This window comes from Ideonella sp. B508-1, assembly GCF_000333615.1.
Classification (GTDB): Bacteria; Pseudomonadota; Gammaproteobacteria; order Burkholderiales; family Burkholderiaceae_C; genus Ideonella.
The window spans coordinates 21,245-32,729 of the sequence record NZ_BADL01000002.1; the positions used below are offsets into that span (position 1 = coordinate 21,245).

Genomic DNA, 11,485 nt, shown 5'->3' on the forward strand with positions numbered 1-11,485 from the left:
GAAGGTCAGGGCCGGCCCGGGCTCAGCCCGCCGACACGGACCGGAATCCTCCGCGCCCGTCGTCTGACGCAACCTGCCCGATGAAGCCCACGCCACCGACCCCCAGGGCCTTGATCGCATACATGGCCCGGTCGGCATGGGCCAGCAGTTCGCTGGCACTTTGCCCGTCCTCGGGGAAATTGCTCACGCCGATGCTGGCGTCCACGCTCAGTGCCAGACCGGCCACCTGCACCGGCTCGCGCAGGGCCCCCAGCAGCTTGTGGGCCACCACGCTGGCGCGGGCACTGTCCACCGCATCGCCCAGCAGCACCACGAATTCGTCGCCGCCCAGGCGGGCCACGGTGTCGAGCTCGCGCACCTGGCCCTGCAGCCGCTGCGCGAGGAAGCGAAGCACCTCGTCGCCGGCCGAGTGGCCATGTTTGTCGTTGACGATCTTGAAATCGTCCAGGTCGATGAACAGCAAATAGACCCGGCGCCCATGCCGGCGGGCCTGGGCCAGGGCCTGCTCCAGCCGGTCCATGAACAGGCGGCGGTTGGCCAGGCCGGTCAGGCTGTCATGCTGGGACAGATGGGCCAGCTCATCCTGCTTGTGGCGCAGCTCGCCCAGTTGCCGCTGCACCTGGGCCTGCAGCTCGTACAGGCTGCGCGCCAGCGAGCCCAGCTCGTCGGCCCGGCGCAGCGGCAGGTCCTTCATCTCGTGGCCATCGGCAAAGCCGCGCGCCGACGCCGCCATGGCATTGAGCGGCCGGGTCAGCGCCCGGCCCAGCAGCAAGGCGCCCAGCAGGGCCACCAGGCTGGTGCCGCCGACGATGCGCAACAGCGCCCAGCCCATGGCGGAGGACTGCGCCAGGGCCACCGACTCCGCCTCGGACAGGCCCAGCACCAGGCGGTCGCCGTTGTCCGGGGAATCGATGTTCTGCGCCACGAAGGCCGCGATCTGCGCCGGGCGCTCGCCTTCCGGCGCATCGATCACGGCGTTCGTCCGTTCCCCGCTGAGCAGCGGCGCCACCGGGGCGAACTCGTCCTGCAGCAGGGCCCGCTGGCCCCGGTCGAAGGCGAAGGCCCGCTTGGCATCGGGATGGATGAGGATGTCGCCGGCCCCGTTGGCCAGGTAGAGCTGGTAGTCCTCCGGCAGGTCGGCCGCCAGCAGGCGGAACAGGCCGTTGAGGTCCACATTGACCACCACCACCCCCAGCGCAGGCCCCACATGCTCGCGCACCGGGATGGCCATCTGCAGCATCGGCAGGCCGGGACCGGCGCCGGCGCTGGTCTCGTGGTTGATGGAGATGCGCGACAGGTAGAAGGCCCCATCCTGCAGCGCCAGGGCGTCGGCCACATAGGGGAAGTGGCCCTTCTCTTCCAGATCGGCGCCGCTGACCCGCTGGGGCACGCTGCCCACCCGGTCCACCCGCACGCGCTCCAGGCCATGCCGGTCGGCGGCAATGACCCGCAGCTGCAGATAGGAGGGGTTGGCGTCCAGCAGGCCAGCAAACAGCACCGCCAGACGGTCGGCGTCCTCGGGGTGGTCGTGCTCCAGCAGTTGCCGGGTGGCCGGCAGGCGGGCGATGACCTGCAGATTGCGCTCGATGGACTCGAGGTTGAGCGTGATCCGGCGGGCCAGCACCTGGGTCGAGGTGAGCAGCTCGTTGTGGACCGACTGGCGCTCCAGGCGGCAGCTGGCATCCCAGGCGTAATAGCCGGTCAGGCCGGCGGCGCCGCAGCCCAGCACGGCCATCCACAGGGTCAGGCGGGTGGCGATGCCCAGCTTCATGAGCTCAGCACCTTGGCCGCCGAATCCCCCGAGACGATGCGCCGCCACAGGCGGTTGCGGCGCTCGTCGTCCTCCACCGGCTGCAGCCACACCAGCGGGATGGTGTCCGCGGGGGCATCGCCGTCGGCCGTCGTGGCGCCCAGGCCCTGGCGCTGACGCAGCGCGGTGGAGGCCTGGGTCGAGAGCAGGTGGTTGATCCAAGCGTGCGCCAGCGCCGGGTTGAGCGCATGGCGGGTCATCGCCCAGCAGTCCAGCCAGGCCAGGGCCCCTTCGCGCGGCAGGGCGTAGCGCACATCCAGCCCCGCCTGGCGCAGCGGCTGGAACTGCTGCCGACCATAATTGGCCAGCATCAGCCAGCTGCCGCGGCGCCGGTACAGATCCAGCGACTCTTCCGGCAGGGTGTAGAAGCCGCTGACATTGCGGCGCAGCGCCACCAGGCTCTCGACCAGCCGCGGCCACTGCGCCTGCGGAATGTGGAAAGGCGAGGGCAGGCCCAGCTTTTGCGCCGCCAGCGAGAAGGCGTGCGTGCCGCCGTCGTAGGCGAGCACCCGCCCCTGCAGGCGAGGGTCCCACAGCGCGGCGATGGAAGTCGGCGGCGTGGCGAAATGGTCGGGGTGGTAGATCAGCCCCATCTCGCTCCAGGCGTAGGGGATGGCGTAGCTCTTGTCCTCATGCACCAGCCCGGGAATGCCCTTGAGGTCCTGGAAGCGGGCCAGTTGCCGCGCGCGCGCCGGCAGCGCCCCCAGGTCCAGCGGCTGAACCGCCCCGAGCTGGATGTAGCGTTGCAGTTCCGCCGTGTTGACGGCCACCACATCGAAATTGGCCCCCGGCCCAGGCTGCATGTGGTGCCACAGCGCCTGGTCGGTGTCGACCACGGTCAGCTCCACCCGGGCATCCTGCTGCTGCTCGAAGCTGCGCACCAGGTCCGCATCGGCATAACCCGGCCAGGCCAGCACGCGCAGGCTGCGGCGATCGGCCGCACAGGCCGGGCCCGCCGCGCTCAGGCTGACGCAGGACAGCACGGCGCGGCCCAGGTCGCGCCGACGCCACCCCCCTGCCGATGCAGCCACCTGCTCGTCATGAACCACGGTCGAATCCGACATCTCATCCTGTCGCGCTTTGTCCATCGGCTCAGGCCGCGGCCATCCGGCCGCGCCTGCCCCCGGGTTCCGCATCGTAACGGCAGCCTTTCGCCGCCTGCCGTGTGAATTGTTCCCGGACGCTGTTGCTCAGAAACCACTTGAGAGACTCGATTGTCCAGCCAGCTGCCCCAGGGTAAAAGCCTCTTCGAACACCGAGTAAGCGGCCAATTCCGCGTGAGCGAAGCGCAGCCGGCCCCGCCTGGCGCGCAGCGCGGCCAGGGCGGCCGAACCCCGTGTGCCCGGCGCGGGAATGCGCATGGCGTGGCCATGGCGCATCAGATCGGCCGCCCGCAGGCGGCGCGGCAGGTCCGGGTGGAGGGGCGCCAGATCGGCCAGCACCCGCTGCAGCCAGAACGCTGCCGGCTGGTCGCGCAGGGCCGGGCGATCGGTCTCGGCCAGCGCGTGGTAGACCGTCCACACCGGCGGCACCGGTCGCGGGTCCAGGCGCTGGTGGGTGGCGTCCACATAGCCCAGGCAGCGGGTGCTGCCGGCCGGGGCATAGCCCACGTTGTCCCAGGCCGGCGGAAAGCCCGGGCGGGCCAGCGGCGCTTCGTCCAGCGCCAGGTTGCTGACCAACCAGGGCGCGTAGCGGGCCCCGGCCACCGCGGCCCCCAGGGCCGGCGGCGGGTTCACCAGCAGCCGGGCGGCGATGAACAGCGGCAGGGCCAGCACCGCCTGCGGCGCCTGCCAGGCCTCGACCCGGCCGGCCGCCTCGTTCCAGACGGTGGCCGTGACGCCCTGCCGCCCCTCCTCCACCGCCAGCACAGTCTGGCCGGTGTGCAGGCGCTCACTCAGCGGCTGGGCCAGGCGTTGTGTGAGCCAGCCATTGCCTTCGGGCCAGGTGAACAGGCCCGGATCGGCCTCGGCCGGCTCGCCCGGGGCGTCGAAACCATGCCGGCTGGCGAAGTAATGCAGGCCGGCCCAGGCCGAGACCGTGTCCAGCCCGGCGCCGTAATCGTCGCGGCAGGCGTAGTCCAGGTAGGCCCGCAGGCGGGCGTCGTCCAGGCCCTCGGCGGCCAGCCAGGCGGCAAAGGTCTGGCCGTCCAGCGCGGCGTGCGCCGGCGTCCAGGGGGCGCGCCAGGTCGGCAAGGCAAAGCCCAGGCGGCGGACCTCGGCCACCCGCCGGGCAAAGCGGCGGTACTGGTCCAGGGTGGCGGGCCGGCCGGCCGCTGAAGGCAGTTGCCCCTCCTGCCAGGCACCGTCGATGAACAGGCGCTCCTGCGGCGCATGGCAGAGATAGCGCTCGTCGGGCCGGCTGGCACCGCGCAGGCCATCCCACTGCAGCAGGCCGATCTCGTGCAGCCACTCGCCCACCTCGTGGGCGGTGGGGCCGGGCACCGGCAGGTAGTGGGCGCCCAGCGGGCAGCCCTGCCCGGCCAGTTGGTGGCTGCGGGCGTTGCCGCCCACGGTGTCCTCCAGTTCCAGCAACTGCGCATCGTCCACCCCGGCCCGCACCAGGGCCCGCAGGGCCGACAGGCCCGCCACCCCGCCGCCCAGCACCAGGGCGCCGGCCCGGCGGGTGAGGGCCGGGGCCGGCCAGCCGCCGGCCTTGCGCTCGCGCAGGCGGTGGCCACGGTCCAGCCGGGCGCCGACCCAGCGCACAGGCAGGTCGGGGGGCAATTCGGTCGAGGCGTGCGGCGCACAACCCGGCAGGGCCCCGCCGGCGGCCAGCGCCAGGCTGCCGCCCAGCCAGCGGCGGCGGGTCGGGCCGTTCATCGCGGCGCCACCCTCACGGCTGATGCACCTGGCCCCACTCCTCCTCGAAGGTGTGGACCAGGCCCTGGGTGGACAGGCGGTTGGGCTCGGCCGGCACCCGGGCCATGTCGGGCGGGAAGTCGAACAGCGTGGGCAGGCCCGACAGGGTCAGGAAGCGCAGGCCCGGCGGCAGCGCGGCCGGCGGATGCCAGGGCCGGTGGCTGGCCAGGATGAAGCCCCATTCGCCGAAGCTGGGCACGTCGGCATGGTAGGGGGTGGTGCTCAGGCCCACCGCCTCCAGCGTGGCCGCCACCGTCCAGAAGCTCTTGCGCGCCACCAGCGGCGAGGTGGTCTGCACCACCGCATAGCCATCGGCCGCCAGGTGCTGGTCCACCAGGGTGTAGAAGGTGGTGGTGTAGAGCTTGCCCAGCGCGAAGTTGGTCGGGTCGGGGAAGTCGATGACGATGACGTCGTAGACGTCTTCGGGCCGGTCGTGGGCGGCCAGCCAGCCGAAGGCATCTTCGTTGACGACCTTCAAGCGCGGGTCGGTGAGCGAGCGCTGGTTGAGCGCCGTCAGCAGCGGCTGGGTGGCGAAGAGCCGCGTCATCTGCGGGTCCAGCTCCACCAGGGTCACCTGCTGCACCGAGGGGTACTTCAGGATCTCGCGCGCGGCCATGCCGTCGCCCCCGCCCAGCACCAGCACCTTCCTGGGCGCGCCCTGGGCCGCCATGGCCGGGTGCACCAGGGCCTCGTGGTAGCGGTACTCGTCGCGCGAGTGGAACTGCAGATTGCCGTTGAGGAACAGGCGGATGCCCGCCCGGCTGCGGGTGACGACCACGCGCTGGTAAGCGCTGGTCTCGCGCAGCAGGATGGTCTCGCCGTAGAAGCGGTCCTCGGCCCAGGTGGTCAGGCGCTCGGCGCCGGCCAGGCCGGCCAGCAGGGCCACGACCACCGCGGCGCAGGCCAGCGCATGGGCCCGCCAATGGCGCAGGCTGCGGCGGAACAGCCACAGCGCCCAGACCGCCACGCCCGCGTTGAGCAGGCCGAAGAAGAAGCCGGTGCGGATCAGCCCCAGGTGCGGCACCAGCAGCAGCGGAAAGGCCAGCGCCACCACCAGCGCGCCCAGGTAGTCGAAGGTGAGCACCTGCGAGACCAGGTCCTTCAGGCCGTAGCGGGCCTGGAAGTGGCGCTTGAGGATGCGCATGACCAGCGGGATCTCCAGCCCCACCAGCACGCCCACCAGGACCACCAGCGCGTAAAGCAGCACCAGGAAGGGGGCCTGTGCCGCCACCGGCAGGCTGGAGTGGGCGGTGAACAGGGCCGCCGGCAGCGTGCCGCCCACCACGCCCACCAGCAACTCGATGCGCAGGAACTGCGCCACCAGCTGCCGGTCGATGAAGCGCGAGAGCCAGGAGCCCACCCCCATGGCCGCCAGGTAGGCGCCGATGATGGTGGAGAACTGCAGCACCGAGTCGCCCAGCAGGTAGCTGGCCAGCGCACCGGCGCTCAGCTCATAGACCAGGCCGCAGGCGGCGATGACGAAGACCGAGGCCAGCAGCAACACCTCGGCGGCCGAGACGGTGCCGGCCCCCTCATCTGAGCCGGGGGCGCCGGAAGGGTCCTGGGGAACAGAAACGGTCATCCGTGGATGGCGGCGGCCACGATCTGGCCGATGGCGATGAACATGCCGGCCACCACGATGCCCAGCGCCACGTTCTTGTGCTCGACGATCTCCTCCCAGAGCTTGTAGGGCGTGATCTTGTCGATCACCGCGAAGCTCACCCACAGCAGCACCACGCCCAAGAGCGCGTACAGCATCGAGCCCAGCACCACGTCGGGGTGCAGCCAGTCCCAGGTCATGATCATCGTTCCATCCTCCGCGAAAGCCGGTGCGCGGCACTCACTTGTGCCCGCCCCCGCCGGTTGAGAAGCCGCCGAACGAGCCGCCGCCCGTGCCGGAGCTGAAGCCACCCGAGCGCTGCTGGCGCGCCAGGCACTGCTGGTACTCGGTGCTGGCCTCGCCGAAGGTGGCCCGCTCATCCTGGCAGGCCGCCTTGCCGTCGCAGCGGCTCAGCAGCAGCATGACGACGATCACCACGATCAGGATGATCACCCCCTGGCTGAGCCCGACGCTGCGGCCGGCCAGCGGGGCGGCGTCGCGCCGCAGCGCCGCCGCGGCCGTGCCACTCAGGCCGAAGGCGATCTGCACCGCGCCCGCCTCCAGCGTGCGGCCCAGCGACCAGACCACCTCGCGGCCGGTCTCCTCGCGCGAGAGCACCGCGCCGCCCGGGCCGTCGTAATCGGTGACGGTGGCGCGTTCATCACGCTGCACCCGCCAGTAGAACTCGCCCTGCACCCAGGTGACCTTGGCGTCGTAACGCCAGCGCTGGCGAAACACCCGGCCCTCCACCGTGGCCTGCTCGCCGCGCACCACCGGCACGCCCGTCATCGGCCGCACCCAGCTCCAGCCGTCCTCGGCATCGACCAAGAAGGCGAAGCCCGCGGTGCGGTGGTAGAGCAGGTACTCGCGCCAGAAGGTCTGCTCGTCGTCGCTGCCCGGCGCGGGCAGGTCGCAGCGCTCCTGGTAGCCCACCACCTGCCAGTCCAGCGGCCCTTGCGTGCCCAGCGCCAGCCGGCCGGTGCGGCCCAGCGGGATCTGCGGCTCCAGCCCGCCCACGCCGCTGTTGGCCTGGGCATAGCAAGCCAGATCGGCCCCCAGGCCCTGGGAGATGTCCACCACCGCATGGCACTGCTCGCAGGTCAGGCTTTGCGTGCTGGCCAGCGTGGGCGCCATGGCGGCACCGCAGCTGGGGCAGGCGAAGCCGCGGCCGGTCACCGTCTTATCGCTGCTCTCCTTCAGCCCCTGCAGCGCCAGGTCGGCCAGCGCCACGCTGCGGCCGATGGCCCATTGCAGCGGCGTGCCGTCGGCATCGTCCAGCGTGCCCACCTCGCCGCGCTCGTTGCGCAGGTCCACCACGGTGAAGCTGCCCTGCAGCTTCGGCGGCCGGGGCAGCTCGCCCTGGGCGGCGATCAACGAGGCCGTCTGCACCGAGGCCACGCTCCAGGCCCGGCCGTCCACCAGCACCCGCTGGCCGGCGAACCAGCCGTCCAGCGCCGGGGGCTCGGCCAGCGGCGGCTGGTCGAAGCTCAGCACGTAGGCGCCGTTGTCCTCGCTCAGCCAGGCCGGGCGCGGCAGCGCATCGGCCCCGGCATCGAACAGCAGGTGCCACTCGTTCCAGGTGCCTTCGGGGTAGCGGTACTGCAGCCGGCCCACCAGCGTGAAGCCCACGCCCTGGTGGCGGCCACTGGCGCCCAGCTGCAGTGGGCTGTGGTCGTCGAAGAGCTCGGCGCTGACGCCGATGCGGCGCAGGGCCTCGCCCTCGCGCACCAGGGTGCTGCAGCAGAAGCTGCAGACGGCGCTGGCCGAGGCCGCCGAAGCGAACTCGACCGGCGCCCCGCAATTGGGGCACAGCGCGCGCCAGGCCCGCTGGGGCCGCGGCGTGGAAGACGGCTCGGTCACGCGAACAACAGCGGCGTGCTCAGACCAGCTTCTTCAGCAGCTCGGCCTTCTTGGCGGCGAACTCCTCGTCGGTGAGGATGCCCTTGGCCTTGAGCTCGCCCAGCTTCTCCAGCGTGGCCATGATCTCGTCGGGCTGGATCCCAACGGCCCCGGCAGCGGCGGTCGCCGTGCCGCCCAGGCCCTGCCCAAGCTGCTGCGCCAGCACCTGGCCCAGCGCCACGCCGGCCCCCAGGCCCATGGCGTCGCCGGCGATGCCACCGCCCTGGCCCACGCCCTCGGCCAGCTTGGGAATGGCCTGGGCCGTCTGGTACTGCATGAACTGGCCCATGTTCTGGCCCACCATGCCCATGCCGATCTTCTGGTCCAGGATCTTCTGCAGTTCCTCGGGCAGCGAGACGTTCTGCACGGTCACGCCCTCGAGCTTCAGGCCCAGGGCCTCGAAGGCCGGCGCGGTGGCCTGCTGCAGCTGCTGGGCGAACGCGACCTGGTTGGCCGCCAGGTCCAGGAAGGGCACGCCGCTCTGCGCCACCGCGTCGCTGATGTGCTGCAGCATCAGGCCGCGCAGCTGGCCGTCCAGGTCGGCCGCGGTGTAGCGCTCGCGCGTGCCGGAGATCTCGGTGTGGAAGCGCCTGGGGTCGATGATGCGGTAGCTGTAATTGCCGAAGGCGCGCAGCCGCACCGCACCGAAGTCCTTGTCGCGCAGGGTGACCGGCTGGCTGGTGCCCCAGCGCTGGTCGATCTGCTGGCGGGTGCTGAAGAAGTAGACGTCGCTCTTGAAGGGCGACTGGAACAGCTTGTCCCAGTTCTTCAGGTTGGTCAGCAGCGGCAGGGTCTGGGTGGTCAGCGTGTGGCGGCCCGGGCCGAACACATCGGCCACCTGGCCTTCGTTGACGAACACGGCCATCTGGCTCTCGCGCACCGTCAGCGAGCCGCCGTACTGGATTTCATGGTCGGCCATGGGGTAGCGCCAGGCCAGGGTGCCGTCGCCCTCCTCGGTCCACTCGATGACGTCGATGAACTGTTTCTTGATGAAATCCATCAGGCCCATGCTTGGCTCCCAGGCATCCACCGGCCCCTCGCCGGCGCGGCGAATAATACGCGTCGGGGCCGGAGCGTCCAGCCCCCCGTTTTGACGAAGCTGCCCATGGACACCCCCACCTCTGCCACCCCGGCCCTGCGCCCACCGCGCCTGGCCGTCATCGGCGCCGGCCCGGCCGGCCTGGCCCTGGCCCTGCTGGCCGCACGTGAATGGCCCGAGGCCGCCGTCACCGTCTTCGATGCGCGCCCGGCCGACAAGGATGTCTCGGCCGACCCGCGCACCCTGGCCCTGTCGCTGGGCAGCGTGCAGCTGCTGCAACGCCTGAAGGCCTGGCCCGAGGGCGTGGCCCAGCCCATCACCCAGGTGCATGTCTCGCAGGTGCCGCCCACCTTCAACGGGGTCTTCGGCCGCCAACTGCCGCAGGCCGAGGTGCGCATCAGCGCGCAGGAGCAGGCCGTGCCCATGCTGGGCGCGGTGCTGTCCTATGGCCAGGTGGTGGCGCCGCTGCAGGCCGCCTGGGTGGCCGCCTGCGCCGCCCAGCCGGGCCGCTGTGCCATGCGCTTCGGCACGCCGGTCGCCGGCCTGAAAAACCTGCCGGACCACGGCGGCGTCGAGGTGGATGCCGGCATCGTCGAGACCTTCGACCTGGCGGTGGTGGCCGAGGGCGGCGTCTTCGCCGAGCAGGCCCGCAAGGCCGTGGTGCGCGACTACCACCAGAACGCCTGGGTGGGCCCGGTGACGCTGGACCACGACATGCCGCCGGGCCTGGCCATGGAGCGCTTCACCCGCCACGGGCCGCTGGCCCTGCTGCCGCTCAAGCCCGCGGCCGATGGCACGCGCCGCGCCTCCCTGGTGTGGTGCGTGCCCAGCCAGGACGACCCGGTGGCCACGCTGGACGACACCCAGCGCCTGACGGTGATCAACAGCCTGCTGCCCAGCGCCGTGGGCCGACTGACCGGCCTGGGCCCGCTCAAATGCTTCGCCCTGGGCCTGAATGCCGAGCGCACCCTGGTGCAAGGCCGGCAGGTGCGCATCGGCAACGCCGCCCAGACCCTGCACCCCGTGGCCGGCCAGGGCCTGAACCTGGGCCTGCGCGACGCCTTCGCGCTGGTGCAGGCGCTGCGCCATGCGAAGGATGTGGATGCTGCGCTGCGCCGCATCGAATGGCAGCGCGCGCCGGACCGCTGGAGCATGATCGCCGCGACCGACTTCCTGGCCCGCAGCTTCACCTGGCACTGGCCCGGCCTGGGCGCCCTGCGCGGCCTGGGCCTGGCCGCCCTGCAGGCCCTGCCACCCGCGCGCCATGCGCTGGCGCGGCAGATGATGTACGGGCGGCGGTGACCCCGCCCGGTCCTCAAGAGAGGGTCAATCCAGCCGGAACATCAGCCGCAGCCAGCTCGTCGTGCCCTCGGGCCGGTTGCGCACATGGAACTCCGGCAGCACCTTGAGTTCGGCGGCGAACTCGCCGTCCTCGGACTGGTAGCCCACCGAGGGGCCCAGAGCGAAGGTCTGCGCCTTGTTGCCATCGGCGGCCACGTCGGGGCCGGTGTCCTTGGTGAACTGCTTGACCGCGTAGCCTTGCAGGCCGACGCGCCACAGGTCGTTGTAGCGGTACAGCAGCGAGTAGTCGGCGTGCAGGTACTGGCCCGAGCGCACATGGGTGGCCGTGTTCACGCCGTTGAAGGAGTAGGTCATGCGGGTGCCGAACTCCAGGCCGTTGTCCCAGGCGCGTCCGTAGACGAGACCCGGGCGCCAGGTCCAGAAGTGGCCCGCGCCGGCATTGACCACGTTGCGGGCGTTGTAGTCGCCGGTGGGGACCACGAAGGCGGCCATCAACACCACGCGCGAGCTGTCGTCCTGGAAATCGACGAAGGGGGCGATTTCCATGTCGCCCTGGGCGGTGGTGCTGTCCGAGGCGGCCGCGGCCGCTGCATTGAGCTGGGCCTGCACGGCGGGCTTCATCGCGTCCGGGAAGCCGGTGGGGAACCGCCCCGTCAGCGTGGTGTGGGCCGACAGGTCGATCAGCGGCAACGTGGCCGACACGCCCAGGCGTCCTTCGCCCCAGTAGGTCTCGCTGATGTAGGTCAACCGGGGCACCACCACATCGGCCTCGATGGCCCCGCCGCGCACCGCCTCGACCCCGTTGCCCACATCGATGGCCTGGGCATGGCCTGAGCCGTCCTGGAAACGGGTGGCCTCGTAGTGCTGGTACCAGAGCTGGCCATACAGGCCGGGGTTCTGGGGCACCGTCATCTCCTGGCCGGGCGCACCGAGCAGCGCGCGCAGCTGCTGGCCTTCGGTGGCATGGGCAGCGCCAG

General features: G+C 71.7%; 9 protein-coding genes. 1 reads left to right on the forward strand and 8 read right to left on the reverse strand.

Annotation, left to right across the window (positions count from 1 at the left end; all coding sequences use genetic code 11):
- Positions 1-22: 22 nt before the first annotated feature.
- The 7 genes from I73_RS25055 to I73_RS00130 all read right to left on the reverse strand — a co-directional run bounded on the left by I73_RS25055 (position 23) and on the right by I73_RS00130 (position 9,176).
- A complete protein-coding gene (locus tag I73_RS25055; RefSeq protein WP_022978755.1) occupies positions 23-1,771 on the reverse strand; it encodes a diguanylate cyclase domain-containing protein in 1,749 nt (582 codons plus the stop codon).
- Complete coding sequence (locus I73_RS00105; protein ID WP_083876471.1) at positions 1,768-2,874, reverse strand: PotD/PotF family extracellular solute-binding protein; 1,107 nt, start codon at positions 2,872-2,874, stop codon at positions 1,768-1,770. Before I73_RS00105 ends, I73_RS25055 begins: the two co-directional genes overlap by 4 nt.
- 126 nt (positions 2,875-3,000) lie before the next feature.
- The gene (locus I73_RS00110; RefSeq protein ID WP_022978757.1) at positions 3,001-4,629 is read right to left on the reverse strand and encodes an FAD-dependent oxidoreductase; all 1,629 of its coding nucleotides are present in this window, start codon (positions 4,627-4,629) and stop codon (positions 3,001-3,003) included.
- Between the two features lie 13 nt (positions 4,630-4,642).
- Complete coding sequence (locus tag I73_RS25060) at positions 4,643-6,250, reverse strand: polyamine aminopropyltransferase (RefSeq protein WP_040499308.1); 1,608 nt, start codon at positions 6,248-6,250, stop codon at positions 4,643-4,645.
- Positions 6,247-6,474, reverse strand: a complete 228-nt coding sequence (locus tag I73_RS00120; RefSeq protein ID WP_022978759.1) for a DUF350 domain-containing protein — start codon at positions 6,472-6,474, stop codon at positions 6,247-6,249. The genes I73_RS25060 and I73_RS00120 overlap by 4 nt, the downstream gene beginning before the upstream one ends.
- 34 nt (positions 6,475-6,508) lie before the next feature.
- Positions 6,509-8,128 carry a DUF4178 domain-containing protein gene (locus I73_RS00125; protein ID WP_022978760.1) on the reverse strand — a complete coding sequence of 540 codons (1,620 nt, stop codon included), beginning with the start codon at positions 8,126-8,128 and terminating at the stop codon, positions 6,509-6,511.
- Positions 8,129-8,147: 19 nt separating this feature from the next.
- Entirely contained in the window at positions 8,148-9,176 is a 1,029-nt protein-coding gene (locus I73_RS00130; protein ID WP_022978761.1) for an SPFH domain-containing protein, read from the reverse strand.
- 96 nt (positions 9,177-9,272) lie between these two features.
- Between I73_RS00130 and I73_RS00135 the strand changes: the two genes are divergently transcribed.
- Positions 9,273-10,508: an FAD-dependent monooxygenase gene (locus I73_RS00135; protein WP_022978762.1), complete on the forward strand. Its 1,236-nt coding sequence runs from the start codon at positions 9,273-9,275 to the stop codon at positions 10,506-10,508.
- Positions 10,509-10,532: 24 nt separating this feature from the next.
- Here the strand turns inward: I73_RS00135 and I73_RS00140 are convergent.
- The coding region (locus tag I73_RS00140; protein WP_022978763.1) for a transporter at positions 10,533-11,485 on the reverse strand (953 nt) is incomplete at its 5' end.

Excerpts from the sequence above, each read along its gene's own strand:
- I73_RS00135 (WP_022978762.1), top strand. The coding sequence starts at position 9,273 with ATGGACACCCCCACCTCTGCCACCCCGGCCCTGCGCCCACCGCGCCTG.
- I73_RS25060 (WP_040499308.1), bottom strand. The coding sequence starts at position 6,250 with ATGACCGTTTCTGTTCCCCAGGACCCTTCCGGCGCCCCCGGCTCAGAT.
- I73_RS00120 (WP_022978759.1), bottom strand. The coding sequence starts at position 6,474 with ATGATCATGACCTGGGACTGGCTGCACCCCGACGTGGTGCTGGGCTCG.
- I73_RS00130 (WP_022978761.1), bottom strand. The coding sequence starts at position 9,176 with ATGGGCCTGATGGATTTCATCAAGAAACAGTTCATCGACGTCATCGAG.
- I73_RS00105 (WP_083876471.1), bottom strand. The coding sequence starts at position 2,874 with ATGTCGGATTCGACCGTGGTTCATGACGAGCAGGTGGCTGCATCGGCA.
- I73_RS25055 (WP_022978755.1), bottom strand. The coding sequence starts at position 1,771 with ATGAAGCTGGGCATCGCCACCCGCCTGACCCTGTGGATGGCCGTGCTG.
- I73_RS00110 (WP_022978757.1), bottom strand. The coding sequence starts at position 4,629 with ATGAACGGCCCGACCCGCCGCCGCTGGCTGGGCGGCAGCCTGGCGCTG.